Source organism: Acidimicrobiales bacterium (assembly GCA_036378675.1).
Classification (GTDB): Bacteria; Actinomycetota; Acidimicrobiia; order Acidimicrobiales; family Palsa-688; genus DASUWA01.
In genome coordinates this window covers 32,795-57,613 of record DASUWA010000027.1, presented here as the reverse complement: position 1 = coordinate 57,613, position 24,819 = coordinate 32,795, and the positions used below count along the sequence as shown (strand labels likewise).

Annotated in this window: 26 protein-coding genes; 11 read left to right on the top strand and 15 right to left on the bottom strand. The window is 64.7% G+C overall.

Translation table 11 applies throughout. The features are described from left to right. Positions 1–28: 28 nt before the first annotated feature. The 6 genes from VFZ97_10135 to VFZ97_10110 form a co-directional block, all read right to left on the bottom strand. Positions 29–910 carry an NAD-dependent epimerase/dehydratase family protein gene (locus tag VFZ97_10135; GenBank protein HEX6393792.1) on the bottom strand — a complete coding sequence of 294 codons (882 nt, stop codon included), beginning with the start codon at positions 908–910 and terminating at the stop codon, positions 29–31. Between the two features lie 186 nt (positions 911–1,096). Continuing rightward, positions 1,097–2,095: an MBL fold metallo-hydrolase gene (locus VFZ97_10130; protein ID HEX6393791.1), complete on the bottom strand. Its 999-nt coding sequence runs from the start codon at positions 2,093–2,095 to the stop codon at positions 1,097–1,099. Between the two features lie 117 nt (positions 2,096–2,212). Beyond that, positions 2,213–2,704 (bottom strand): DNA starvation/stationary phase protection protein, encoded by a 492-nt coding sequence (locus tag VFZ97_10125; GenBank protein HEX6393790.1) that lies wholly within the window; start codon positions 2,702–2,704, stop codon positions 2,213–2,215. Positions 2,705–2,732: 28 nt separating this feature from the next. After that, on the bottom strand, positions 2,733–3,629 hold the full coding sequence (locus VFZ97_10120; GenBank protein ID HEX6393789.1) for an NAD(P)-dependent oxidoreductase: 897 nt from the start codon (positions 3,627–3,629) through the stop codon (positions 2,733–2,735). 41 nt (positions 3,630–3,670) lie between these two features. Then, on the bottom strand, positions 3,671–4,639 hold the full coding sequence (locus VFZ97_10115) for an aldo/keto reductase (GenBank protein HEX6393788.1): 969 nt from the start codon (positions 4,637–4,639) through the stop codon (positions 3,671–3,673). 27 nt (positions 4,640–4,666) lie between these two features. Then, positions 4,667–5,410 carry a YoaK family protein gene (locus tag VFZ97_10110; GenBank protein HEX6393787.1) on the bottom strand — a complete coding sequence of 248 codons (744 nt, stop codon included), beginning with the start codon at positions 5,408–5,410 and terminating at the stop codon, positions 4,667–4,669. 87 nt (positions 5,411–5,497) lie between these two features. On the opposite strand from VFZ97_10110, the gene VFZ97_10105 reads away from it, so the two are divergent. Next, positions 5,498–6,370: a LysR family transcriptional regulator gene (locus tag VFZ97_10105; GenBank protein ID HEX6393786.1), complete on the top strand. Its 873-nt coding sequence runs from the start codon at positions 5,498–5,500 to the stop codon at positions 6,368–6,370. Between the two features lie 36 nt (positions 6,371–6,406). Here the strand turns inward: VFZ97_10105 and VFZ97_10100 are convergent, their stop codons facing one another. Continuing rightward, positions 6,407–6,730, bottom strand: coding sequence for an STAS domain-containing protein (locus VFZ97_10100; protein ID HEX6393785.1), 324 nt, complete (start codon positions 6,728–6,730; stop codon positions 6,407–6,409). Positions 6,731–6,823: 93 nt separating this feature from the next. Continuing rightward, on the bottom strand, positions 6,824–7,522 hold the full coding sequence (locus tag VFZ97_10095) for an alpha/beta hydrolase (GenBank protein HEX6393784.1): 699 nt from the start codon (positions 7,520–7,522) through the stop codon (positions 6,824–6,826). 177 nt (positions 7,523–7,699) lie between these two features. Here VFZ97_10095 and VFZ97_10090 point away from each other — a divergent pair, with 177 nt between their 5' ends. The 5 genes from VFZ97_10090 (at position 7,700) to VFZ97_10070 (ending at position 14,149) form a co-directional block, all read left to right on the top strand. Beyond that, a complete protein-coding gene (locus VFZ97_10090; GenBank protein ID HEX6393783.1) occupies positions 7,700–10,444 on the top strand; it encodes an AAA family ATPase in 2,745 nt (914 codons plus the stop codon). Positions 10,445–10,759: 315 nt separating this feature from the next. Beyond that, positions 10,760–12,067, top strand: a complete 1,308-nt coding sequence (locus VFZ97_10085) for an FAD-dependent oxidoreductase (protein ID HEX6393782.1) — start codon at positions 10,760–10,762, stop codon at positions 12,065–12,067. After that, the gene (locus VFZ97_10080; protein ID HEX6393781.1) at positions 12,064–12,696 is read left to right on the top strand and encodes an LUD domain-containing protein; all 633 of its coding nucleotides are present in this window, start codon (positions 12,064–12,066) and stop codon (positions 12,694–12,696) included. Before VFZ97_10085 ends, VFZ97_10080 begins: the two co-directional genes overlap by 4 nt. Before the next feature lie 2 nt (positions 12,697–12,698). Further along, on the top strand, positions 12,699–13,205 hold the full coding sequence (locus VFZ97_10075; protein ID HEX6393780.1) for a thioredoxin domain-containing protein: 507 nt from the start codon (positions 12,699–12,701) through the stop codon (positions 13,203–13,205). Positions 13,206–13,348: 143 nt separating this feature from the next. Then, complete coding sequence (locus VFZ97_10070) at positions 13,349–14,149, top strand: VIT1/CCC1 transporter family protein (GenBank protein ID HEX6393779.1); 801 nt, start codon at positions 13,349–13,351, stop codon at positions 14,147–14,149. Positions 14,150–14,241: 92 nt separating this feature from the next. Here the strand turns inward: VFZ97_10070 and VFZ97_10065 are convergent, their stop codons facing one another. Further along, positions 14,242–14,850: a hypothetical protein gene (locus tag VFZ97_10065; protein HEX6393778.1), complete on the bottom strand. Its 609-nt coding sequence runs from the start codon at positions 14,848–14,850 to the stop codon at positions 14,242–14,244. A gap of 13 nt (positions 14,851–14,863) precedes the next feature. Here VFZ97_10065 and VFZ97_10060 point away from each other — a divergent pair, with 13 nt between their 5' ends. The 4 genes from VFZ97_10060 (at position 14,864) to VFZ97_10045 (ending at position 19,411) form a co-directional block, all read left to right on the top strand. Then, positions 14,864–15,094, top strand: a complete 231-nt coding sequence (locus VFZ97_10060; protein HEX6393777.1) for a hypothetical protein — start codon at positions 14,864–14,866, stop codon at positions 15,092–15,094. Then, complete coding sequence (locus tag VFZ97_10055) at positions 15,091–15,258, top strand: hypothetical protein (GenBank protein ID HEX6393776.1); 168 nt, start codon at positions 15,091–15,093, stop codon at positions 15,256–15,258. Before VFZ97_10060 ends, VFZ97_10055 begins: the two co-directional genes overlap by 4 nt. Positions 15,259–15,352: 94 nt before the next feature. Continuing rightward, complete coding sequence (locus VFZ97_10050; GenBank protein HEX6393775.1) at positions 15,353–17,221, top strand: hypothetical protein; 1,869 nt, start codon at positions 15,353–15,355, stop codon at positions 17,219–17,221. A gap of 6 nt (positions 17,222–17,227) precedes the next feature. After that, positions 17,228–19,411: a hypothetical protein gene (locus VFZ97_10045; protein ID HEX6393774.1), complete on the top strand. Its 2,184-nt coding sequence runs from the start codon at positions 17,228–17,230 to the stop codon at positions 19,409–19,411. Between the two features lie 29 nt (positions 19,412–19,440). On the opposite strand, the gene VFZ97_10040 is transcribed toward VFZ97_10045, so the two are convergent. Genes VFZ97_10040 through VFZ97_10030 form a run of 3 tightly spaced genes read right to left on the bottom strand, consistent with a single transcriptional unit; the run spans position 19,441 to position 20,854 of the window. Further along, a complete protein-coding gene (locus VFZ97_10040; GenBank protein HEX6393773.1) occupies positions 19,441–19,899 on the bottom strand; it encodes an Rrf2 family transcriptional regulator in 459 nt (152 codons plus the stop codon). A gap of 49 nt (positions 19,900–19,948) precedes the next feature. Continuing rightward, positions 19,949–20,338: a rhodanese-like domain-containing protein gene (locus VFZ97_10035; GenBank protein HEX6393772.1), complete on the bottom strand. Its 390-nt coding sequence runs from the start codon at positions 20,336–20,338 to the stop codon at positions 19,949–19,951. A gap of 21 nt (positions 20,339–20,359) precedes the next feature. Further along, complete coding sequence (locus VFZ97_10030) at positions 20,360–20,854, bottom strand: hypothetical protein (GenBank protein HEX6393771.1); 495 nt, start codon at positions 20,852–20,854, stop codon at positions 20,360–20,362. Between the two features lie 314 nt (positions 20,855–21,168). Here VFZ97_10030 and VFZ97_10025 point away from each other — a divergent pair, with 314 nt between their 5' ends. Further along, positions 21,169–22,008, top strand: coding sequence for a hypothetical protein (locus VFZ97_10025; protein ID HEX6393770.1), 840 nt, complete (start codon positions 21,169–21,171; stop codon positions 22,006–22,008). A 5-nt stretch (positions 22,009–22,013) separates the two neighbouring features. Here the strand turns inward: VFZ97_10025 and VFZ97_10020 are convergent, their stop codons facing one another. Genes VFZ97_10020 through pstC form a run of 3 tightly spaced genes read right to left on the bottom strand, consistent with a single transcriptional unit; the run spans position 22,014 to position 24,813 of the window. Continuing rightward, positions 22,014–22,898 (bottom strand): phosphate ABC transporter ATP-binding protein, encoded by an 885-nt coding sequence (locus VFZ97_10020; GenBank protein ID HEX6393769.1) that lies wholly within the window; start codon positions 22,896–22,898, stop codon positions 22,014–22,016. Continuing rightward, a complete protein-coding gene (gene pstA, locus VFZ97_10015) occupies positions 22,895–23,806 on the bottom strand; it encodes a phosphate ABC transporter permease PstA (protein ID HEX6393768.1) in 912 nt (303 codons plus the stop codon). Before pstA ends, VFZ97_10020 begins: the two co-directional genes overlap by 4 nt. A 14-nt stretch (positions 23,807–23,820) precedes the next feature. Next, entirely contained in the window at positions 23,821–24,813 is a 993-nt protein-coding gene (gene pstC / locus VFZ97_10010; protein ID HEX6393767.1) for a phosphate ABC transporter permease subunit PstC, read from the bottom strand. Positions 24,814–24,819 lie beyond the last annotated feature (6 nt).

The window sequence follows — 24,819 nt, the reverse complement described above, 5'->3', positions numbered from 1 at the left end:
TCATTGCTGTTGGACACGAGAATCCCCTTTAGTTGCGGTAGCTGCCACCTCGAAATTCGTCGACGATGCCGAGGTGGGAAGGCTGCCAGCCGAGTTCGTTGCGGGCCCGATCGGCGGTGACTCCCTGGTCGAGCAGCAGGACCTCGGCAAAGTATTCGCCTAGCCGGGCACGCGCCTCGTCGTCTGATCCGGGGACTGCCCCAGGCGCGCCCACCGCAAGGGCGACTGCCTCAGTCACTTCCGCGACGGTCGGGCTGAGGTCGTTCGCGATCACGTAGTAGCCCCTGGCCCGGTCGTCTTCGAGCGCCCGGCGGAAGGCGTCGGCCAGGTCGGCGACATGGACCGTTGACCAGTGCTGCTGGCCGGTCCCGATCATGATGAGGTTGCCGTCGCTGTCCCGCGGGGAACCGAGCAGGACACCGGGGACCCCGCCGCCGGCGTCGCCGTACGCGGTGGCCGATACGATCACAATTCCGCGCATCCCGGCGGCGTCGAGCAGGCGCTTAGCGACCGCAGGCCTCCAGGCCACCAACGCGGGTGGGTTCAACGGGGACTCCTCGGTGATCGAGAGGTTCGACCCGAAGATCCACGCCCCGCTTATCTGGGCGTAGGGCTTGCCCGCAGCAGCGTAGGCGTCGATCGCAGCGTCGAGCACTGCCGACTCGAGGTCGGCGCTGGTGGCGTCGCCCGGGCTGGCGGTGTTGACCGCGCCGTCGGTATCGCTGAACACCTTGACCACCGCAGCCCGGTCGTAGAGATCGACGACGATTGGCGTGGCCCCTCGAGGCGCGACAGCTCCTGCTTCCGTGTCATCGCGGACGAGAGCGGTCACCTCGTGTCCGTGGGACACGAGGTCGGACAGGATGTGGGATCCGACGAATCCAGTAGCTCCGGTGAGGGCAATTCTCATTTGGCTTTACCTCCATTTGTGTGGTCCGGTTTTCTTTCGGTCGTGCGTTCTCGGGAAGGGGGTCGGTACCCTCGCCGTGCTCCGACGCGAACAGGTAGTTCAGTGCAAGGCTCCGGCACGGCCTCCACCGGTCGGCGATCTGGAAGATAAGGGTGGTGCTGGTTCCGGCCATCGTGTTCCTTTCGGTTAACGGCGGACCCGTGAGCCGTATCCCAAATCGAGGCGCATGGACTCCATGACCTTGAACGCGGCGCTGGCGGTGCAGACATCGACCGCCGCCAGCACGCCGGTGTATTTCTCGACGACCGGCGCCGCGGCGCTGGCGCTGACGGCTTCGTGGTATGCCTTCATCGCAGCCCAGGTGTTAGGTCCGTATTTCTGGAAGTACAGGGTCGGATCGACGGTGTCGAGCGCGATCGTTACGCCGGCCGCGATATCCGCCATGTACTGCCGGTGGAGCATCACGTCCTCCCGGGTCCCGAGCCGTCCAGAGTGGCCACCGATGAAGTGCTTCCACGGATACGCCAGGGCATTGGAGGGGGCCTCGAGGTACCCGGGGATGTCCCCGAAGCCGGAGATGCCCACGGGCGCCCAGCCCGAGTTGACTACGTCGACGAGCATGAGGGCGTCGTGGTCGGGCAGGTGGATGTAGATGTTGTCGGGAGAGTGGTTCGACCCGTACCACGCGAGGTCGATCCGCTCACCGCCGATGTCAAGAGTGAGGTGGGACTGAAATGTCTCATCCGGTGGCGGCCTCGCCGGGTCGTCGTCGCGCAGCAGGAGTCGCCTCGTCTCCTCATGCCCGATCCGTACGACGTTCCTGCCGAACAGGAACGACGCACCGGCGTGGTCAGCATGATGATGCGAATAGATCAGGTGGGTCACGCGGTTGCTGACCCCGCTGGCGCCTGCGATCTCATCCACCGCCCTCTGCAGGTTGTGGCCGATGCTCGGGGGTGCGTCGAGCAGAACGACACCATCCGGGGTGGCCAAGAAGCCAGACTGGTAGACGCCGTCGGTGACCCAATAGAGGTTCCGCTCGACTTGTCCTACGAAGTAACCGTGGTCGTTCACCGCCGGGCCCAGCGCCGACCGAGGGACTGGAGCGTATTCCCGCAACGTCTCAGCGGGCGTGGGTCCAAGTCCTCCTGACGCTGACGGGGTGATCGACGCCGTTGTCTCCATGTGTTCCTCGCGACTTCCATTGCTTCCACGGGGAATCCTGCGCCGGCCCTGCCGCGGTCGAATCCACAATTTCCTTAGTCAGACCTCAGCCGCAACCATGAGGTCCCGAGATTGCGGTCAGATTGTCCGGTTCTCGGAGCTGAGCATCCAAGCCTGCTTTTCGAGTTGGTCGATGATGGTGTGGAGCAGGTCGGATGTGGAGGGGTCTTCGGCGTCGACTTGGTCGTGAACCCGGCGGATGGTTCCGGCTGCGTTTCGCAGGGCGGTGGTCATCAGGTCGACGGCCTGGGAGGTTGCGATCTCCCCTGAGGGCAGGGGACTCAGGCTGGCGGTCGCGGCCACGATGGGGGCTCGCCCGTCGGGGGTGGCCCCTAGGGCTCGCATGCGCTCGGCGATGGTGTCGCTCGCGTCGCGGGCGAGGTCGACGATCTCGTCGAGCTGGAGGTGGAGGTCCCTGAAGTTGGGGCCGACCAGGTTCCAGTGGGCCTGCTTGCCCTGGAGGTGCAAAGCAATGAGGTCCACTAGAACCTGTTGGAGGTTGCCTGCGAGTTCCTCGCTGGCGGCGAAACCTGTGGTCATATTCCTGGGGGTATCGGTGATGGCTGTCATTTGGGTTCTCCTGCTATTTCGGTTGTGATTACGAAAGGGTGTTGAGGGAGTGGACCGAACTCTCGATTGCTGATTGGCCGAGGATGGTGGCGGCGACAGCGGAGAAGTCGAGCTGTCCGGCTCCTTGGCTCATCGCCGTTTGCATCCAGTGGCTGACTGCGGTGGCTTCTGCGAGTGAGAGCCCGGCTGTTTGGGCGGCCTCTTCGACCAGGCCCATGTCTTTGGTGGCCAGCTCGAGTTTGAAGCTTGCGGGATAGCTGCCTGCTTGCACGTTGGCGCGTTTGGCGTTGACGATTCCGCCTATGGGTGATTCGGACAGGACGTCCATGACGGCGTCCTGGTCGAGATCCAGCGCCTTGGCGAGGGCGAGGGCTTCACCGAAGGTGACCATGGCGGCTACGAGTGCCAGGTTGACGACCAGTTTCATCGCGGCTCCCGAGCCTGGTCCGCCGGCGTGTCGGACGTCGCCCAACGGCTGGAGTAGCGACTCGACCCGGCCGTACAGGTCGTCGTCGGAGCCGACGAATATGTGCAGTCGCCCGTTGGTCGCTTCGGGCACGCTTCCTCTGACAGGGGCGTCCACCTTGGCGACCTCGGCGGGTAGACGGGCGGCGGCTGTGGCGAACTCGGCGGGCCCGACGGTGGACATGTCGATCCATGTCTGGCCGGCCGTGATGGCCGAGGCAACTCCGTTCGGACCGAAGAGGACGTCTTCGAGGGCCTGGGGGTTGGCCAGCATGGTGATGAGGAACTCGGCTCCGACCGCGGCCTCACCTGGCGAAGCCGCAGCGTTGGCGACTTGGGCGAAGGGGTCGGTGTGGGAGGGGGTGCGGTCCCAGACGGTGAGGTCGTTGCCGGCGTCGATTAGCCGGCGGGCCATCGCGCTGCCCATCATGCCGAGTCCGAGAAATGCGATTTTTGACATTGTCAGCCTCCTTTGCGCTGATCGTTTGACACGGTTGTGCTTCACATGCCTTCGGGGGAGGGGCCGGCCACCCGCACCGAGTCGGCAAGGATGAGATCTATGTCGCTGCGATCCGAGTCGGACAGCTGGATCTCCGAGGCTGGGGTCAGGCCCTCGAGCTGTAACGGACGACGTGCCCCGACGATGGCGACGTCTACGGCCGGGTTCGAGATGGTCCAGGCCACTGCCAGTTGCGCCAAGGGGATCCCGCGGGACTGAGCGAACTCTCTTAGCCGCTCCACCACTCGCAGGTTGGTTTCGAAACGTTCACCGTTGAAATCGGGGCTGTGGTTTCGCCAGTCGTCGGCTGGGAATGTCGTCTCAGGGGTCATGCGCCCGGCGAGCATCCCGTGGGCGAGCGGCCCGTAGACGAGCACGCCGATCCCGTGCTCGGCGGTGTAGGGGAGGATTTCGTCCTCGATGTCACGGTGGAACATGTGATACGGGGGCTGCAGCGTTTCGACCCTCCCGTGCGAGGCCAGCTCGGCCATCTGCTTGGGGTCATAGTTCGACACACCGACGTGGCGAATTTTTCCTTCACCTACCAGCTTCTCGAGGGCCCCTGCGGTCTCCTCGGGTGGGGTGCGCAGGTCCGGCCAGTGGAGCTGGTAGAGGTCGATGTACTCGATGCGCAGGTTCCGAAGGCTGGACTCGACGCCAGCTCGCAGCCATCCGGCGCTGTTGTCGCGCAACAGGTTCTCGCCATCCATGCGCAGACCGCCTTTGGTGGCCACCACCACCTGGTCGCGGCGGGTGACCTTCCACAGCGTGTCGCCGAGCAGCCGCTCGGAGATGCCGAACCCGTACGCCTGGGCCGTGTCGAACAAGGTGACGCCAAGCTCCACGGCCCTTCGGATCGTGGCCTTGGCCTCTTCTTCGTCGAAGGAGCCCCAGTCCCCGCCGTAGGCCCAAGTTCCGAGGGCCAGCTCGGAGACCTCCAGCCCGGTCTTTCCCAACTGAACGTATCTCATGACATATCTCCTTTGCTTCGTGTCCTGCTAGTGAGCGGGTGTCTTCGCGGCCGCCGCTTCGGGGGCGACAGTCCTCGCCTGTAACGCCATAGCGCCGACCATCAGCAGCAGTCCAACGGCGATGGCCAGCGTCAGCGCGGTTTCGGAGTGGATCACCAAGAGCGCGCCGATGGCTGCGCCGGCGAGCATGGCGGCCACCGACAACAGCCTCCTGAAAATCGTCGGTGTTGCCCCCGCCCGGACGTCCGAGGCGATCCCGGTGAGCGTCATCGTCAGGACCGTGGTGGTCAGATCAGGAACAGCGAGGCTGCGGGCTGTGGTGTTCTGAACTCCCATGGCGAGGGCGAGCAGACCGGCCACAGCGTCCCGTGCTCCCGAGGGGAGCGGTATCGCTACTGCCGCGACGACGATCGTGGCGGTCCCCACCAGTACAAGTTCTGTGCCTGCGGTGATAGCGAGGAGCCGGGTGCGGCTGGAACCGAGACGACGGGTGAGCGGGCCTCCCGCTCCGGCACCGGCCAGGAACCCTGCGAGCGCGATGAGCGATGCGGTCAGGGAGAAGCCGGGAGCACTAGCCACGGCGAAGCCGATGAAGACGATGTTGCCGGTCATGTTGGCCACGAACACCCGGCCCAGTTCGAGGATGCTGACGGCGTCGACCAGCCCGGTCACCACGGTCAATGCCAACAGCAAGGCTGGGAGTCGCCCGTCGCGGGGATCGGCTGTGAACTGGCGAACCGTGTTGCGGATGAGGCTCCGATGTGTCTGCACGGTGCACCTCCTTGCTTCCATCCTCCGCCCGGCGGATTCATAAATCCAATAGCAATATGTGATCTCTTTCAGCAGTAGGCTTGCTGAATGGAGCTTCGTCAGCTCGAGGCATTCGTGGCTGTAGCTGAGGAACGCAACTTCACCCGGGCCGCCGCCCGCCTCCACGTGGCGCAATCCGGCTTGTCCGCCACCATCCGGTCTCTCGAGCGGGAACTGCACGCACCGCTGTTTCTGCGCACCACCCGCCAAGTCGAACTCACCCCGGCCGGGGGCGTTCTCGTAGTCGAGGCCCGGAGGACCCTCGCCGCGGCTCGCGCAGCGGTTGAAGCGGTTGCAGCGGTTGAAGGCGTACAACATGGAACGCTGAGCCTGGGGATCATGCAGGCCAGCTCGTTCATCGACCTGGCCGGGTTGCTGATCCGCTTCCGCGACGAATATCCCGGTATCGAGCTCCGATTGCAGCAGTCCGGCGCCACGGAGCTCGCCCGGTTGCTCCGAGAACACGCCGCGGATCTGATCTTGACCATCGGTTCCGACGAGGCCGACCCGGAGGTGCTGTCCAAACCTCTCGTCCGATCCCCAGTGATCATCGCCTGCCGCGCCGACCACTCCTTCGCGTCCAAGAAGACGATCGAACTGAAACAGCTCGCCGGCCAACCTCTCGTGGGTTTCCCCCAGGGGTGGGGGGTCAGAGACCTCACCGACCACGCAATGCAATCCGAAGGAGTGCAACCCTCCTATGCGTTCGAGGTCAACGACACCGCCACGATGCTCGACCTCGTCCAAGCCGGCTGCGGGGTCGGTGTCCTGCCCGAAGTCATGGCCGCTCTTCGCCCCGAGCTGTGCAGCGTGTCCATCAAAGGGCGTCAGCGGACCTGGACCATCGCCGCACAAGTGCTCGCACCTGCGCCACCCAACCCGGCTGCCAGAGCATTGTGGACCATGCTGGACTCCTTGTAAGCGCCCCGGGTTCACACTCGGCCCCAGCGACGACGGTCACGCCACGTCATCAGCCGTAGCGATTGTTCTGATTAGGAGGTCCTTGACTCCAGCGAGCTCGAATACCGCTGTGACCCGAGGTCGCGCGTTGATCACCTGTGCGGTCCCTCCTGCCGATCGAGCGCGGCGAATTGAACCGACCAGAGCGCTCAAGCCTGCGGCATCAATGCCTTCGACGCGCGACAGATCGATGGTCAGGTCAAGCTCCTGGCAAATCGCGTCATGGACCAGGTGTCGAAGAGACACGGCTGACGTCCAGGTGAAGTCTCCAAACGGGCGCAGCTTCACCCGACCATCGGTGCAAGTTTGGATCTCGATCATCGATAGCTCCTTTTGAGATTGCTGGCCGATCAAGGCCGTGCGCTTCGTCGCCTGGTGCCCGTGCGTGACGGTTGGGCTGCCCGGCATACGGCGTCAGTGCGGTTGGACCACCGCTTCGGCGGCCTGAGATATGAGGTTCGCAACCGCAGCAGGTTGGGATACGTAGATGGCGTGGCTTCCGGGGACCTCGACTGTCGTCGAGCCGGCTCGTTCGGCCATGGCCCGCTGGGCGGGGGGCGGGATCATCCGGTCGTCGGTAGCCACGAGGTACCAGCTGGGCTTGACCCGCCAGGCGGGCTCGGTTACGTCGCCGTCGAGGGCCTTAACTCCCCAGGGCACCTGGGAGTCGGCCATGAAGGCGGCCTGGCTGGCCGGCAGGTCCGCCGCGAAGGAAGCGGCGAACTTGTCGCGGTCGAGGAACAGAAATCCCTCGACCGGGGGGAGGATCGGGGGGACCGGGGCGCCAGGGGGCGGGTCCGCGATGAGGGTGCTGACCAATTCGCCCTTGTCGGGTGCGAAGGCGGCGATATACACCAGGGCGCTGACCTGGTCGTGGGTTCCGGCCTGGGTGATGACGACACCGCCGTAGGAGTGGCCGACGAGCACGACCGGGCCGTCGAGCTGCTCGAGCACGAGGATCGTGGCTCCCACGTCATCAGCGAGCGAAGTGGTGGGGTTCTGCACGACGCGGACGTCGTAGCCTTGCTGGGTGAGCTGGTCGTAGACGCCTTGCCATCCTGAGCCGTCGACGAAACCGCCGTGGACCAAGACGATCGGTGGTTTGTTGTTCATTTGTCTCTCCTCGTGGCAGAGGTGATTGGGTCACACTGACCGTAAGAGGGGAGGCTGGTTGATCGAGTCCCGCGCGGCGCGTAGTCCGCTGGCTCCTGCCGATCAAACGATTCGAGCCTTCCCGCACCTGAACTGCCTTGGCTAGTGTCCGTTTCATGCCCATGGCGAGGCCCGGACATGCCATCTGAGCTTTTGGGAAGAGCCCGGGAGCGGGCGATGGTTGAAGGTCTGGTGGAGCAAGCCCGACAGGGTCTGAGCAGTGTCATGGTCATCCGTGGAGAGGCCGGCATCGGCAAGACCGCCCTGATTGAGCACACACTCAGCTCGGCCCGAGGTTCAGCTCATGCTCGGGTCATGGGATTCGAAGCAGAGATTGAACTTGGCTTTGCCGGGCTCCACCGGCTGTTGGCACCATGGTCATCGGCGATGGTCGACCTGCCCGAGCCCCAGCGGTCCGCGCTAGCGGCGGCGTTCGGCGAGATCAGTGACACCGTTCCTGATCGGTTCCTCGTCGGTCTGGCCGCCCTGACGCTTCTCGCCGCCGCTGCGTCCAGCGACCGGCCTCTTCTTTGTGTCGTCGACGACGCGCAATGGTTGGACCAAGCGTCTCTTGAGGTGCTGGCCTTCGTGGGTCGCAGGCTGTACGCCGAGAGTGTTGTTTTGATATTTGGAGTGCGCGACGTGCTCCCCCCACCCACTGTGCTTGCCGGCTTCCCCGAGCTGCACCTGTCCGGGCTGGATGAGACCGTCGCTGCACAGTTGCTCGCTGCCCTGGGTGCCTCGATGCTGGACGATCGGGCAGTGAAGCGGATTGTCGAGGAGACCAACGGCAATCCACTTGCCATTGTCGAGCTGGTGAAGGCGATGGCTCCTGAACAGCTTGCCATCGGCGGGTTCTTCCCTGACGTCCTCCCGATTGACCATCAGCTTGAGAGGCAATTCCTACGGCAGGTTATGTCCCTTCCGACGGGTTCAAAGAGGCTTCTGTTGTTAGCGGCCGCGGATGGGACGGGCGATTCAGCACTGCTGTGGCGAGCGGCCAAGTCGCTTGGCCTCACCGTCGATGACGCCGCCGCGGCGGAGGCGGCGAACCTCTTGCGGCTACGGCCGAGCGTTGCATTTCGACATCCTCTTATTCGCTCCTCTGTGTATGGCGCAGCTACTCCAGCGGAGCGACGCCAATCTCACGCAGCTCTGGCCGAGGCCACTGACGCGCGTCGCGATCCTGACCGAAAGACTTGGCATCGCGCCGCCGCAACCGTCGAGCCCGACGAGCACGTCGCGTCGGAACTCGAGCAGTCCGCCATCCGAGCCCGGAGCAACGGAAGCTACGCGGCGGAAACGCGCTTCTTGAGTTTCGCGGCCGATCTCAGCCCCGACGATGCGGAACGAGGTCGGCGTCGCCTCGCCGCCGCAGAAGCAGCGCTCAAGGCGGGTGGCAGACAGCAAGCGCGAAGCCTGTTGTCAGAGGCGATGCCAGAGTTGATCGGGACGATACTGCAGGCGCAGGCTCTGCGCCTCGACGCCGCATTGCAGGCCGAAGCCGTCCCTGGCGAGGTGCCGGCCATCTTGCTCAAGGCGGCGCGAGCACTACGGCCCCTCGACGAGCAACTTACGAGAGAGACACTGCTCGAGGCGCTCGCCGCGACGCTTATCTCATCGCAGCTGACCCAAGGGACCGACCAGTTCGAGATCGCGACCGAGGCTATGACAGCGGTCGCTGGACATCACGACAGAACCATCACCGACCTGATGCTCGAAACCTTCGGCACCCGGATGACCGCCGGGTTCGAAACGAGTGTTCCCCTGCTGCGAGAATCGATTGAAGCCTTGCTGAAACACGATCTGTCAGCCTCAGGTCTGCTGCGTTGGTCGGTGTTAGGGACCAATCTCGCGTGTGATCTGTGGGATATCGACGGGTTGCGCGACCTCCAGCAGCACATGGAGCGGGTCGATCGCGAACGAGGCGATCTCAATCATCTCCGGGCGACTCTCGGTGGTAGCGCCCAGTACGAGATGTGGGCTGGAAACCTCGCCCTCGCCGAGGCTCTCCACGACGAAGCGTCCCGGATCGCGATCGCGCTGGGCGAGTTCCCCGAAGGTGACGTCCTGAACGTGAGCGTCTACGCCTGGCTGGGCAGGGAGGAGCGCACACGCGAGATAGCAGCCTTGGCCACCAGCGAGTTCTTCGAGGCCATCGGCGCCGGCGTAGTAGTTAACCTCGCGTTGGCGGGGCTGGCTACCCTCGAGATAAGTCTCGGTCGCTATCGTCAGGCGGTGGTGCCAGCCAAGCGCCTCTTCGACGACGATCAGCTTCCCTTCGGCAACAACATACTTCCATTGTTGGTCGAGGCATCCGCGCGCTGCGGTGAAGACAGACTTGCCGCCGAGGCTCTATCCCGGCTCGCCAGCAGGGCAGAGGCATCGGGGACTCTATGGGGCCTGGGCCTGCTCTCTCGTTGCCGAGCCCTGATCAGCGAAGGGGCAGAGGCCGAGGCCCACTACCGAGACGCCATCGCCAAACTTGAACAGACGCCGGCGGCAACTGATATCGCGTGGGCGCACCTGGTTTTCGGTGAGTGGCTGCGCCGACAAAACCGACGAGTCGAAGCCCGCGAGTCGCTCCGCGTGGCCTTAAACATGTTCAGCTCGATGGGAGCCAAGACCTTCGCTCAGCGAGCGACGATCGAACTGCGAGCAACCGGCGAGCACGCCCGGAAGCGGTCACCGGAGGCACGCGACAGCCTTACCCCTCAAGAGGAGCAGATCGCACACATGGCCGCGCGGCACGCCACCAACGCCGAAATCGCTGCGCAGCTATTCATCAGCGCTAACACCGTCGACTACCACCTCCGCAAAGTGTTCAGAAAGCTCAACGTGAACTCAAGACGGGAGTTGACCTCGATGCACAAATCCGGCTAGTGCCTTGGGGCGCTTAGCCACGGCGGCGTTTCGCCGCTCGGGGGCGCCCCGCTGGCTGGTCTGTAGCGGCGCCGGCCGGAGCCTGGGGTCGGAGGATCGACACGATCGGGCCTTCGACAAGGCTCTGACCAGCGAGAATGAAGGCCCCTGACGTTTGCCCGAGCGAGCACCGTACGCTTCTGCGTTAGCTGCGAGGAGGAGGGACACGAATATGAGCTCTGGGTGCACCCATCTCGATTACTGGTGCTATGTCGACGAGCTGGCGTTGGAGCTCGAAGGGGCCCCGCCGGCGCCGTCGCATCCCTGAGGATCCTGGTGTCCGATTTCGCCTCGCCGTCGTCGATGTTCGATTACGACTCGCGCCCGGTCACGCCACAGGTGGTGCTGGTCGGCGGCCGAGCGTCGCCCGACGGGTACGCCATCCGGGACTTCTTGAGCCGGAACGGATACCCGTACGAGTGGGTCGATGTGGACGATCAGCAGCGAGTCAGCGCGCTGTTCGGGTCCGACGATGTGGATCGATCTCGGCTGCCGGTATGCGTACTGCCGGACGGTACCCGGCTTGCGCCGGCGAGGATCGAGCAGGTGGCGGCCGGGTTGGGGATGGTGTCGGCGCCGTCGTTGTCCGAGTACGACGTCACAATCGTGGGTGCGGGACCTGCTGGCCTGGCTGCCTCGGTGTATGGCGCTTCTGAGGGGCTCCGGACCGTGGTGGTCGAGGCCGTGGCGCCCGGCGGTCAGGCCGGTACGACGTCGATGATCGAGAACTACCTGGGCTTTCCGCAGGGGATTTCCGGTAACGAGCTGGCGACCAGAGCGGCCGCGCAGGCCCGCCGTTTTGGGACGGAGATTCTCCTGGCCCGCCGGCTGGTCGACCTCTCGACGGACGGACCGGGATATTCGGTGTGTTTGTCGGATGGATCCACCGTGCGGACCAGGGCGGTGATTCTGGCCAGCGGCGTTGACTGGCGGAGAATTGAGGTCCCCGGGGTCGAGGACCTCCTCGGCGCGGGTGTGTATTACGGGGCCGGACCGAGCGAAGCGCTTTCTTGCCGGGGCTGTCGGGTGGCGGTCGTCGGAGGGGGGAACTCAGCAGGACAGGCTGTGGCGCGGTTCTCGCGCTACGCGTCCCGGGTCACGCTGTTGGTGAGGGGTGACACGCTTGCCGCGTCGATGTCCCAGTATCTGATCGACAGTGTGACCAACCTCGCCAACGTAGACGTCCGCACCTCCACCCGGATCGTCGGCGTCGAGGCCGACGGGCACCTGCATGGTTTGGTCCTCTCCACAGGTGAAGAGGGAGAGCAGGAACGCTTGCCGGTGGACTCGTTGTTCGTCTGCATCGGCGGTGTTCCCCGCACGCAGGGTGCGGGGAAGGTCGGCCTGGCGACCGATGCTTCGGGCTATATCCGCACCGGTAACGATCTGGCGGCGGTGCCCGGCTCGCTTGACGACTGGCCGTTGCCGCGCCAGCCCCTGCCGCTTGAAACGAACCTGCCGGGTCTGTTCGCCGCCGGCGACGTGCGTAGCGGTTCGATCAAGCGTTGCGCAGCCGCGATAGGCGAGGGATCAATGGCTCTCGCGCTGGTTCACCGGCGGCTAGCGGAACTGGGCGGCGAATGAAGCTGAGCGAAGAGGTCACAGCCGAGTTCTCCGAGCTCGCCTCCGACGGCCGGATCCAAGCCGCCGCAACGGCGCTCGAGCAAAACGGGATACAGACCCAGATCGTCGACTCAGGCGAAGAGGCCCGGGAGGCGGTTCGTTCGCTTCTGGTCGACGGCGCGGAGGTATACAACAACACGTCGCAGACACTCGAAGCGATCGGCGTGGCAGACGACATCGAACGGTCCGGTCGATACCAACCGTTGAGGCTGCGCCTGTACCAGATGGACCGCGAAATGCAGAAACGTGAGATGCGCAACCTCGCCGCGTCCCCTGATTACGTGGTGGGTAGCGCCCACGCACTCACGGAGGACGGTTTGCTTCTGTTCGCGTCTGCGTCGGGGAGCCAGCTCGGCCCGATCGTATCGGGGGCAGGACGGGTGATCCTGGTGATCGGCGGCCAGAAGATCGTCCCTGACGTCGCTACTGGGATGCGACGTTTGTACGAGTACTGCTTTCCACTCGAGGACCAGCGTGCCCGGCTCGCTTACGGGGTTCCCAGCGGCGTCAACAACATCCTGATCATCAACCGGGTGGTCGGTCCCGGCCGGATCACGGTCATTCTGGTGAAAGAACGGCTCGGTTTCTGATGGTGCAGCCGATCGACGATCACGTCGACCATGTGCGTGGGGCGCCTGGGGGAAAGGTGATCCTGGTGTATGGCGATTTCGAGTGCCCCTACACCCGCCAGGCATACAGGGAGATTCAGTCCGTCGAGGACAAGATGCGGGACCGAGTGCGCTTCGCGTTCCGGCACTTCCCGCTCACCGAGATCCATCCCCACGCCATGGCCGCGTCGAAAGCCGCTGAAGCTGCAGCCGCACAGGGCCGCTACTGGGAGATGCACGACATGCTCTTCCACCGGCAGAAGGCGCTCGAAGACGGGGACCTGCGCAGTTACGCAAAGGACCTGGGTCTCGACCTCGACGCGTTCGATGGCGACCGAAACAGCGATGCGGTCGCCAAACGGATCCAGCGCGACGTCGACAGCGGGGACGACACCGGCGAGGTGTTCGGCACTCCGACCCTGTTCATCGAGGGCAAGGTTCACAGGGCGTCATATGACGCCGCCACCATCATCGAGGCTCTGGGGACTTAGCTCCGAGGAGCCTCTGGTGGTTCGAACTGAACCAGATCAACATCAAGGAGCGGAGCATAAGGAGGTACTGAGATGCCGACCTATTGGATGGTGTACGGCGACGAGAGCCAGGTGGTCGGCGAGACCTACCACGATGTCGATTCATGACATCTGCCGACCTACCAACGGCGCCGGCAACCCGGCTCGGCAAATGCGTTGCCGAGGGTCCCGGCGCAAAGGGCGAACGAGACGCGGCTGAGCCCCAAGTCACCAGACGTCGACATCAGCACATAGGCGGGAAAGACTGGCTAAGGGACGTCATCCTCGGCGGGCAGGATGGCCTGGTCAACATCCTCGGGATAATCCTGGGAGTGGTGGCTGGCGGTGGTAGCAAGACCGTCCTCTTGTCGGCCGGCTTCGCAGCGGCCATAACCGAGTCGATTTCGATGGGAGCAGTCGGCTACACGTCGACCGTTGCCGACCGGGACTACTACACAGCGCAACGAGCGATCGAGGAATCGGCGCTGAGCGATGATCACGACATGGAATGCCTCGAGATCACCAACCTCTATCGCAGCAAGGGGTTCTCCGGTGAGCTACTCGATCAGGTCGTGTCGACGATCACCGCCAACCGAGAGAAGTGGCTCGGCACGATCATGGAGGAAGAGCGCCACCTCCAACCTGTCGAAACCAGGGACATCATCCGCAGCTCCGTGGTCATCACCATCGCGACCCTCATAGGGCACCTGATCCCCCTCTTCCCGTTCGTATTTCTGGCCCGCAGCACCGCGATGGTCATCGCGATCATCCTCAGCGCACTCGTCCTATTCGGTGTGGGGACCTACCAAGCTCTCACACGAGTCGGTGTGTGGTGGAAGACCGGAGCCAGGATGGTCGTCATCGGGCTGGGAGCCGCCGGCGTCGGCTTTCTGATCGGCCGTCTCTTCCATGCGAGCGGGGCTTGATCCCCCAACTCTCGCGTCTAGAACGCGTCTTGGACTTCGGCTAAATGCAGCCGTCTTGATCGTCCATGGTCAATAAGGATTGGGATCGTCGCCTAGGAAGTGTGTGAGGGAGCGAACGAGGCGAGTGTCGCCACAAGCTGGTTGTCGTAGGTGATTGTGAATCCCGCAACGGTCTGCTGACCGTGTTGCTTCTCCGAGAACTTCACCCAGAAATGGCGGCTGGGATCGAACCAGTAGGTCTCGGTCCGATTGTCGGTTTGCGAAGACCCGGGCAGGCTATGCCTCTCTGTCGTGATCTGCCAGGTAGGTGTGTTACGGCCCGCAATGTTCAGCGTCACGGGCCCGTCCACGGTGACATTCCACGCCTCTGTCCTCTCGGTGCTTCCGTCGCTTGCTATGACCGCGCTTGTACCGCTGTAGCTCCGCCCGGCCGCCAGCGGCAGAGGTACTTGCAGCAGCGGTGGACGGTAGTCACCTTCGTTGGACTGAGCCACTGGGCCGAATCGAACCTGACCTCCTTCGAAATCGAAGAACACTCCGCTATCGCGGCAGCCCAGAATTTCGCGTTCTTGGTGGTCGCTGGAGTAGGTCAGGTCGAGGACGACTTCCCGCGGATCAGAGGTCCCGGAGTGCGCAACCATCGTCATCTGAGGCGGGAAGTTGCGACTGCCGAATCCGGTCGCCGTCTCCGAGCCGCTCACGTCCCAGATGTAGGTGCCGAGTGCAGGAACGCCTGCGCTTGATGATGAGGCGGCGGGGGGAGGGGATGGAGCAGAAGCCGAGGCAAGAGTTGTCGGCGACCCAGTTCGCCCCGGTCTGCTCGACACGCCGTTGGTGGTTGATGTAGTCGGGGCCGACGTCATGGATGCAGGCGACGTCGTTGGCGGCCCGGGAGCCCCGAACGCCGAGAACGGACCATTCGCAATGCTGGGCGGCCTGGTATGACCCGGAAGGACGAATGGTCCGCCAAGGCTGAAGTGAGGGGGTCGTCGGTCGAGCACGCCGACCTTGTAAGCGGCCAAACCGTCGCACACGACCAGGACGGCAGCGAAGGCCGCGAGCCGTCGGCGGCGCCGGCTTGTAAGTGCCCCGAAAGGGACGGTTCTTGACAATCCACTCATAGTCGCCTAAGCATATCGCTAAATCCGATGGATAAAGTCGGAAATTGCCCCTGGCACCCCAGCCCTACCTAAGGACATACCTGTGAACCGTCTCATCTGGCGCGCCCCTAAGCGGCGCTTCGCCCTAGTTCTGGCCGTCGCGCTCCTGTCGGGCCTGCTGTTCAAGGCCGTCTCGACCCCCGCGCATGCAGCAGTAACCGTCTTCCGGTCCACCGTCGTGAAGGACGGAAAGCCCTACTGGGTGACCAATCACCTCGTCAGTTCGTACGTCCCGGGCCTCGTGGCTCCGAGCAACGGTGAAACTGTGACGTCGACTAATCCCAGCCGCCCGCACGAGTACCTATTGGTGTGGGCTGGCGATGCCAACGTCTCTGACACGACGGGCGCCTCTTTGTCCGAGATAAAACCAGGCGTCAATATCGTGAAGACGGTAAACGAGGACGCCGTGGACGACCCTCCCAATCCCGACTTCCTCGCTGTCATCGACGCCGACCGCAACTCTCCGACCTACGGCAAGGTCGTCAACACCGCCACGGTCGGACCGGTGGAGGAGAACGAACCCCACCACACGCAGTACATCTACCACAAGGGCGACCACATCTTCGCTGGCGGACTGTTCAGCTCGGTCACCTACGTGTTCGATGTGGCGAAGCTGCCCGCCATCTCGCTGGCTGGTGTCAGCCTTCCCACCGACACGATGGGCGGCTCCATTCCTGACGCCTTCTGGACCCTCCCGGACCACACCGCATACGGCACCTACATGGGCGGCCCGGTCCTGCCCGGGCCGTACACCTACACCGACGGACAGACGCGGGTGGGCAACGGTTACGGCGGCTCACCAGGTGAGATCATCCATTTCGCCGCCGACGGTGCCGTTCTGTCCCAGGAACCGGCCGCTTTGCCCACGGCGGAGGACTCGAGCAATTGCCCGAACTATCCGGCTCTTCCGGCCGCGACCTGTGCCAACCCACACGGCATCCAGGCCCGGTCTGACCTGCACCGGCTCATCACCAGCGACTACGCCGAACCACGCAACATAGTCCTCGACCCGATCAAGCCGTGGGACCAGAACATCTTCCGCGACACGGTCCGCATCTACGACATAAGCGACGAGAACGACCCGAAGCTCGTCTCGGTGTCACAGATGCCCGACGGCCCCCGGAACGAACGAAATCCTGGCCACGAAGAGCCCCGGGGCATCATGGAAACCACCGTCACCAACCTGCCGCAGCACAAGGGTGCCTTCGCCGAGTCGATGTGCGGAGGAGCGATCTTCTACACGCCCGACATCACCGCATCCAACCCGGTGTGGCGTGAGGTCTTCGACGACACCGCCGCCGCCAAAGTCGTCCAACCTGACGTCACCGAGGGTGCCGGCTGCGACGGCGGCGGCTGGGTGCAGACCGATCCGACCGACCACTACCTCTACCACGCGCTGATCGGCCGGAACCCGGGCAGCCTGGATCAATACGACACCGGCTCACCCAAGATGGTCTACGCCCTCGACATCGCGAAGCTCATAGCCGCCGGACCAGCGGTCCAGTGCAACATCAACAGCATTGACCAGGTCTGGGACGGCGGGAGCGCCCCCGACTGCCCGACGGTCGCCAGCGTGCAATCGATACCGGACGGCACGACCGGCGGACCACACTGGGGTGCACTCGACAACTTCGCTCATGGCCCCGATGGCCTGTTCGCCGAGACCAGCACGCCCGATCGGATCGCGGTTTCTGACTACTTCGTCGCCCGCACCGGCGTGGACGGCAACCACAAAGTCTGCATGCTGAACCTCTCGCCGACCGGCAAGCTTTCGCTCGACACGTCATTCCGGGACGAGAACGAAGGCACGCCCTGCGTCGACTTCAACCGGACCGACTGGCCCCACGGCAAGACCGGCAACGCCAATCCACACTCCGAGCTGTTCGTCGTCGCCGACGACGCACTTCAGTAGGCGGACGTGAGACGACTGGCCGCGGTCACCACGACGGTGACCGCGGCCCTGGTCTTCTGCGCTCCCCCTGCCAGCGCCCATGAGTTGCACGGCGGCGGCGTCCCCCAACCTCTATCCCAGGTGCTCGGGCGCACGGTCGCCGGGGGAGTCCTGATCGCCTCCACCCTGCTGCTAGCGGGCCTTCTCGCCGTCGGCGCGCTGATGGGCAGGCGGGCGACGAACCTCAGGCGCGCGCAGGTGACGCTCGCGGTGGTGGCGACGGTCCCCGACGCGGTCGTCCTGGTCGCGACGGGATCCACCGCGGCCAAGCTGTTCAATCCTTGGCCGGCGCGTTTAGCGGCCCTGCACCTTGGAGTCGTAACCGTGCTGATGCTCCGCAACTCGCGGCTCGGTTGGCGGGTGGTCGATGGCATTGGTGGCACCGTTCTTCTGGTGGTCCTGGCCTGGGCCAGCCACCCGAAATGGGCCTCGCAGGGGGCCGCTTCCCGTTTCGCTATCGGTCTCGCCCATCTGGACGGGGCCGCCATATGGGTTGCGGCGGTGCTCGTGCTGCTCCTCGACCGCGAGGGACGGGCCCTGCCCCGCCGTCTGGGTGGGATCGGCATCACGAGCGCTGCCGTCACCGTCGCCAGCGGCGTGCTCAACGTCACCGTGCACCTGCCGAACCTGGGCGCCCTGCCTGTCACGGCGTACGGGCGGGTGCTGATCACCAAGATCAGCCTGGTCGCCGCCGCCGTTCTGCTCGGCGCGCTCGCCTATCGGTACCGGCGCAGTCTGCGGCTGACGGCGACAGAGGCGGGGGCCATGGCATTGGTTCTGGTTCTGGCCGTCACGCTGGTCGGGATGCCCGGGTCGTCGTCCAGGCCGCCCAGTGACTCGTCGCCGCTGACGCGGGTCCGCGTCGGCGCCCAGGAGATCTCGGTCGTAGTCACGCCTGACCGCCCCGGCCCCAACCTGGTGCAGATAGCTACCTCGGACCCACTTGTCGAGCCGGTGGCATGGGTCGGCCGCGACACCCGGTCCCTGAACTTGCAATCCGATGACGGTGCCGGGGAGTGGTCGGCTTTAACCGACCTGCGTGGCGGTACAGTCCGGCTGCACCTATTGATCGCGCGCCGTAAGGCCTTCGCGGACATTCGGGTTCCGAGTCGCGCGCCGAAAGAGATTCTGCTCGGCGAGATCAGCTCCCTTGACGGCCCCGATCGGGCCGAGTGCCTGAGCCGTCACATAGGCCACGTGGTCGCGTTGGCCGAGGCCAACCAGGCGGGCCAGGGACCGTTCGTGCTCACGCCGAACCTGGAGCAGGCCAAGGACGTCGTGGGCGCATGCGGCCCCTCGGATCCAACAACGTTGACTGCTGCCGTTTCTCAGGCTGAGCGGATGAAGTTGCCTGTCTTCGGGGCCCCGCAAGGCACGCCCGTGGACGATGGGGTGGTGTTCGAGCCTGACCCCGCCACCCTGGGTCGTGCCTACGGGCAGGAGCTGATATCTGCGGACGCCCGATCGATAGCGGTCATCGGCGACGACACCCTCCGGTCGACAGCTTTCGTGGGCGGGTTGCAGCAGGTCCTGGCCGCGCACGGTATCGCGGCAACCACCCTCGAACCCGGAAGGCGACCTAGTGACCAGTTAGCTGGCTACGACGCAGCCGTCGTCGCCACCGGGTGGAAGGACGCCCGAGCGGCACTCCCGGCTTCCGGGAAGGGACCCCGGCGAGGAATTTTCTTTGCGCCGTGGCTGATGGACCAGGGTCTCATGAGCGAGAGTCTGACACCGGACGGTGTCCAGATCGCAGTCGGCGTCCCGGAGGACCTGCAATCACCCATCGCTCTTGGGTACCTCAACGCGCTCGCCCGCTTCGCTCCCCGCGAGATCCCTTCACTGCCGGGCCTGGAGGGGTACATCGAAGCCAGGACTGCATTGGACCAATACGGAGACCGAAAACCTCTCAGCTCGAGCGATGAACGCCTTGACTTGGCGACCGCGTTGGCCCGTGAGCGGAGAACTGGCGTGACGCTCGCAGGAGTGTACGACCGACCGGAACTCCAGTTCTTTACGCCCACCCGGATCGACTTCCTTCCGCCAAGTCTCAATCGCGGTCACAGTGGGCACAGCGCTCCGAGCTTCATTTCCGATGGCGGAAACCTCGGTGCGATCAGCGCCGTCTTCTCGCTCGTTCAGCCCGGTTGAGGGAGCATCCCGGCATCGACACGGTGTCACTACGGCATCCGCGCCACCCAGGCATCAGGGTCGGCCACCAGCTTTGCCACCGACTTGCGGAATCTCCCGTGCAGAACATCCTCGATGGACACCGACTCCAACACCGCTCGCAGGCTCGCCCGAGTCGCGATCCACACGTCCTGCAAGTGTTCCGCAGAACCTTCATACGTCTTCATCTCGGGCCGCAGGCCCTGGACCTCCGCCAGCGGCCCGTCGATTGCCCGCATCACATCGGCGACCGTGATCTTCGACGGCGGCCGAGCAAAGCGGTAGCCGCCGTCGAGTCCCCGGCGGCTGGTCACAAGCCCCGCCCTGCGTAGGTCGTTCAAGATAGAAGCCAGGAACTTCGTCGGCAGGTTCTGAGCTTCCGCCAAGGCCTCTCCTGTCACCGGTTCACCCTGCTGGGCCAGCTCGAGCAGGGCTCGCAGGGCGTAATCGACCTTGGCGGGAATGTGCATGCTCCCATTCTTCTGCGCGGAGGCTTTGAGTAGTGGGCACCGATGTTGCTCAGGCGCCAGCGGTCTTGTGCCGACGGAGAGCTTGGAAGCCGCCTTCGAGATCGGTGACGTTTCGCCTTCCTATGTCCAGGAGGCTCGCCGCCGCCAGGCTCGAGGCGTAGCCCTCGTCGCACACGACGATCACCGTACGGTCCGGATCTTTCGCAGCCTCGATGCGATGCTCGCCGTGAGGATCGAGTCGCCACTCGAGGACATTGCGTTCGATGACGACAGCTCCTTCGATGTCACCATCGAGGCGTCGTTGTTCGCTAGTCCGGGTGTCGATAACCAGCGCGCCCTGCTCGATAGCTGCCTCGAGCTGTTCGGGCATGATCCGGGGGGCGATGCGGTCGCGGACTCTCTCGAGCAGGCGCTCGAGTGCTGCCTCCTGACCGGCCATACCGAATTATGACGTAGCCACTTATGACTTAGCCACGAAATGGGCGAGGTCCGGATCGAGCTCTTCTTCGAAGACGACGACACGCGCCTGGTCGTCGAAGAAAGCCATACGTGACAGCGGCGGCGAGTACACGTGCACGCTGAGTGCTTCTTCTTCGAGGGCGACGACGTCGTGGACCACGCCGGCGCCGATAGTCGTCCCCTCACCCCGTCTGAGCACCTGCTCAGTGCAGGCGCCATCGGACCAGCGGACCTCTTTGAGTGTGCCAAGGGCTACGGCGAACCCGGCGTTAGAGGAACCATGATGATGCGGCGTGACTGCCGCGCCCGGAGCCCATCGGAGGATCCACACGTCGTAGGTGTCGACGGCAACGACGCGTATCCCCGACCGGGCGGCCATGTCGGCGACCAACCAGCTTCGCCATCTGTCGGCTGTCAGTGCCAGGCCCGACGCGATCTGCCGGAGTGCTTCGAGATCTAGGGCCTTGTCTTCGGAGATAGAGGCCGAGGCTGGCATGGCGACACATGCTAGAGGCTATACCCGAGTAATTCAATCGGATTTACCAGCAAAAGGGATTCCAGGAAGCCCACATCCTCGAGTTGACCGGTATTTCCTAGTACATCTATAAATAGAACCTAATTAGTCGAGTATCGGGAGTGGGTGTGACCAAGCACGAAGGGACCGATGGAAGGCGAGCGTCCGCAAGGTCAGGCGCGACCAAGCGACAACGAGCGACAGGACGATGGCGATCCACGAACGGCCGGAGATCTTTGGCCCGGCGGACCCGTCTCTGTGTCGCCGTTCTTGCCTCCGCCGTACCTGCTCTCGGGGTGGGCCTTGCCGCAGCGCCGGCGTCGGCTGCCACGGTACCGCTCGGATACTGGCTGGTGACGTCGTCGGGCGGCGTCCTCGGATATGGACCAGGAAGTTCCGAGCTCGGGTCGCCGAAGCTCGGCGCGGTGAAGCTGAACTCCCCGCTCGTCGGAATCGCGGGCACCAATGACGGAAAGGGCTACTGGCTGGCCGGGGGCGACGGAGGGGTCTTCACCTTCGGAGACGCGGCGTTCTACGGCTCGTTGGGTGCAACACGCATAAACGCTCCCGTCGTCGGGATCGCATCGACGCCGTCCGGCCACGGTTACTGGGAGGCCGCCGCCGATGGTGGGGTCTTCACCTTCGGAGACGCGGCGTTCTACGGCTCGTTGGGTGCAAGTCGGATCAACGCTCCCGTCGTCGGGATCGCATCGACGCCGTCCGGCCACGGTTACTGGCTGGTCGCTGCGGACGGCGGGGTCTTCACCTTCGGGGACGCGGGATACTTCGGTTCGATCCCCGGGACGGGGAACCCACCGAGTGCGCCCGTGGTCGGCATTGCCCCCTCCGCCGATGGTGGCGGCTACTGGCTGGCCGGAAGCGATGGTTCGGTCTCCCGTTTCGGCGATGCGATCTTCTACGGTTCGGCTGTCACCAGTGGCCTCATCCCTAACTCGCCGATAGTCGCAATCGCCGCCAGTCCCGACGGCAAGGGCTACTGGTTGGTCGGGGGTGACGGAGGGATCTTCGGCTTCGGCAAGATTCCTTACTTCGGGTCTCTGCCCGGAGAACTGGCCTCTGGTGGGCTCGTCTTGTCGTCGCCCGTTTCGGTCGTCGGGATCGCTGTCATCCCCTAGGGGCCCTAACCAACCTCGCCTTTTACGTAGGAGAGCGTGCGCGGATCTTTCGGGGAGTTGAAGATGAGGTCGGTCGGGCCGTGCTCCACCAGTTCACCGGTGGAGCGGTCCTCGCCGAGCATGAACACGGCCGTGTGGTCGGACACCCGGGTCGCCTGGAACATGTTGTGGGTGACCAGGATGACCGTTACGTCGGCCGAGAGCCGGCGGATGAGCTCCTCCACCTTGCCCGTCGCGATCGGGTCAAGTGACGAGCACGGCTCGTCCATGAGAAGGACGTCCGGCTCCACCGCCAGGGCGCGCGCGATGCAAAGCCGCTGTTGCTGTCCGCCGGACAGGCGGACGGCAGGCGAATTCAATCGTTCTTTGACGATGTCCCACAGGGCCGCGTGGTGCAGGGCGGCTTCCCCCGCCTCGCGCAGGAGCTTCTTCGAACGGACACCGTTGAATCGCAGGCCGGCGATCACGTTCTCGAAGATGCTCATCGTCGGGAACGGGTTGGGACGCTGGAAGACCATGCCGACCCTGGTTCGGACCAGTTCGGGCGGTGTTCCCGGCGCGTATGCGTCGAGATCGCCGACGCGGATGGTGCCCGACACCACGCCGCCGTCGTCATCGTGGAGTCGGTTGATCGCCCGCAGTAGCGTCGTCTTCCCGCAGCCCGAGGGACCGACAAGTGCCGTGACCTTGTTGGCTGCGAAGGGGACGGTGACGTCCCGCAACACTTGATGCTTGCCGAAGGACACGCTTACATTCCGGAGGTCGACCGCAACAGGATCTGACATCGAAGAATCCGCGGCCCCCCCTTCGTTCACGCCCGAGCTCCCGTCGAGGGACGTGGCCTCGTGACCGAAGGATCCTTCACTTCCGACCGAGGGGGTTGTCGTCATCGTGCCCGCCTGTTGAGTCTGGCGGCGACAGCGCGAGCGGAGATGCTGAGCAGCAGCACCAGACTGAGCAGTACAAGGGCGGCTCCCCAGGCTTGGCGCTGGGCGTCCGGGTACGGTTGAGTGCCTTGTGAGTAGATGAAGGGCGGCAGCGCCCCCATCGCGTTGAGCGGAGACAGCGTGAAGAAGGTGTTCCCGGCAGCGGTAAATAGGAGGGGCGCCGTCTCGCCAACGGCCCGCGCGACAGCGAGGAGGTTCCCTGTCACTAGTCCGGGTACTGCTCCGCGTAGCACGACCGACCGCATGACCCGTCCCCGCCGGCTGCCGAGCGCCAGGCCGGCGTCGCGGAGATCGGACGGCACCGATCGCATCGCCGCCTCGCTCGCCCGGATCATGATAGGAAGCATGAGCACTGCCAGCGCGAGGCTGCCTGCCAAACCGGAGAAGTGCCACGGCTCGACCAGTACCGAGTAGGCGAAGATTCCGATAGCGATCGACGGCACCCCCGTCAGGACGTCCGCGCAGAACCGCACCATGTCAGCGATCCGGCCTCGACGCTCGAGAAGGAACAGAGCCGTCGCGAGACCGAGGGGCACTGCTATCAGCGTGGCTATGCCGACGATCACCACCGTGCCGACGATGTAGTTCTCCACCCCACCACCGGGAATGCCCGGAGGAGTCGGGGTGTGGGTGAAAAAGTCCAGCGAGATCGCGCGAAACCCCCGTGCGACCGTGTACCCGACCAACGCAGCCAGTGGGGTCAGAGATATGCATACAGCGACAAGACAAAGAGGGACCGCTAGGCGACTCCGAATTCGACGCGAAGAGAGCGACCTACGGGCGATTGCCCTGATCTCTTCACGGCGGACAGCAGCCGCCTCGGTCCCGACGGTTGGGCTCGCGACCGCCATCTACCGCGCGGCTTTCATGAGGCCGCGAACCGCCGGCGGGACCGAAGCAGGATCTGGCCGCCGGCGTTGACCAGAGCCGTGATTCCGAGGAGAACCACCACCAGCGCGACGACCGAGCTGCGGTTGAGTCCGGGGTTTGCCTCGGCGAAGAAGTTGATGATCGCCGACCCGAGAGTCGACCCCGGCGCCAGGAGCGAGTGGGGTATCGCCGGCCGGTTGCCGATGACCATCGCGACGGCGATCGTCTCGCCGAGAGCCCGCCCGATCGCCAGAGTTACGGCGGCCTCTATGCCGGTTCTTGCGCCGGGCAGGACGACCTTTCGTACGACCTGCCAGCGGGTACCCCCGAGAGCACGACCCGCTTCCCTGTCCTCCCTGGCGACCGATGCCATAGCAGTTCGTGACAGCGCGACGACTGTGGGCAGGATCATCACCGACAGGACCACGCCCGCCAGCAGCACATCGGCCCCGAGCGCGGGACCGTGGAAGAGCCATCCGCCCCCGGGAAGGGACTTCAGGAACGGCTCCACGTGATGGCCGAATGCCGGGCTCAGAACGAGGAGGCCCCACAGCCCGACCACGATGCTCGGCACCGCGGCGATCAGATCCACCGCGACGGACAGCGGACTCGCTATCCATCGCGGGGACAGTTCCGAGAGATAAGCCGCGGTGGCCACTCCGATCGGTACCGCCAGGATGGTCGCAACGGCGGTGGTGACAAGGGTGCCGACGATGAAGACCCCGGCGCCGTATGTACCGCGCGACGGGTCCCACGTTCCGGACCAGAAGAAACTGATGCCCGAGTGGGCGAAGGCTTGGCTCGATGACATCAGCAGCGAGACGACCAGGGAGACGATCACCACCAAGAAGAACACAGCGCCGGACCATCGAATGGCGGGATAAGCGCGGCCGCGTGGCTTTGCGCGCCGCCGTTCAAGAGCTTCCCGCACCCCTCGTACCGGGCCGAGGCGAGGCGGAACCTCCTCGAGCGCGGAGGTAAAGGTCATTTCGGG

Excerpts from the sequence above, each read along its gene's own strand:
- VFZ97_10035 (HEX6393772.1), bottom strand. The coding sequence starts at position 20,338 with ATGGCCGGTCAGGAGGCAGCACTCGAGCGCCTGCTCGAGAGAGTCCGC.
- VFZ97_10095 (HEX6393784.1), bottom strand. The coding sequence starts at position 7,522 with ATGAACAACAAACCACCGATCGTCTTGGTCCACGGCGGTTTCGTCGAC.
- VFZ97_10040 (HEX6393773.1), bottom strand. The coding sequence starts at position 19,899 with ATGCACATTCCCGCCAAGGTCGATTACGCCCTGCGAGCCCTGCTCGAG.
- VFZ97_10090 (HEX6393783.1), top strand. The coding sequence starts at position 7,700 with ATGCCATCTGAGCTTTTGGGAAGAGCCCGGGAGCGGGCGATGGTTGAA.
- VFZ97_10135 (HEX6393792.1), bottom strand. The coding sequence starts at position 910 with ATGAGAATTGCCCTCACCGGAGCTACTGGATTCGTCGGATCCCACATC.
- VFZ97_10020 (HEX6393769.1), bottom strand. The coding sequence starts at position 22,898 with ATGACGACAACCCCCTCGGTCGGAAGTGAAGGATCCTTCGGTCACGAG.
- VFZ97_10070 (HEX6393779.1), top strand. The coding sequence starts at position 13,349 with ATGACATCTGCCGACCTACCAACGGCGCCGGCAACCCGGCTCGGCAAA.
- VFZ97_10120 (HEX6393789.1), bottom strand. The coding sequence starts at position 3,629 with ATGTCAAAAATCGCATTTCTCGGACTCGGCATGATGGGCAGCGCGATG.
- VFZ97_10115 (HEX6393788.1), bottom strand. The coding sequence starts at position 4,639 with ATGAGATACGTTCAGTTGGGAAAGACCGGGCTGGAGGTCTCCGAGCTG.
- VFZ97_10030 (HEX6393771.1), bottom strand. The coding sequence starts at position 20,854 with ATGCCAGCCTCGGCCTCTATCTCCGAAGACAAGGCCCTAGATCTCGAA.
- VFZ97_10100 (HEX6393785.1), bottom strand. The coding sequence starts at position 6,730 with ATGATCGAGATCCAAACTTGCACCGATGGTCGGGTGAAGCTGCGCCCG.
- VFZ97_10125 (HEX6393790.1), bottom strand. The coding sequence starts at position 2,704 with ATGACAGCCATCACCGATACCCCCAGGAATATGACCACAGGTTTCGCC.
- pstA (HEX6393768.1), bottom strand. The coding sequence starts at position 23,806 with ATGGCGGTCGCGAGCCCAACCGTCGGGACCGAGGCGGCTGCTGTCCGC.
- VFZ97_10080 (HEX6393781.1), top strand. The coding sequence starts at position 12,064 with ATGAAGCTGAGCGAAGAGGTCACAGCCGAGTTCTCCGAGCTCGCCTCC.
- VFZ97_10105 (HEX6393786.1), top strand. The coding sequence starts at position 5,498 with ATGGAGCTTCGTCAGCTCGAGGCATTCGTGGCTGTAGCTGAGGAACGC.
- VFZ97_10130 (HEX6393791.1), bottom strand. The coding sequence starts at position 2,095 with ATGGAGACAACGGCGTCGATCACCCCGTCAGCGTCAGGAGGACTTGGA.
- pstC (HEX6393767.1), bottom strand. The coding sequence starts at position 24,813 with ATGACCTTTACCTCCGCGCTCGAGGAGGTTCCGCCTCGCCTCGGCCCG.
- VFZ97_10055 (HEX6393776.1), top strand. The coding sequence starts at position 15,091 with ATGACCCGGAAGGACGAATGGTCCGCCAAGGCTGAAGTGAGGGGGTCG.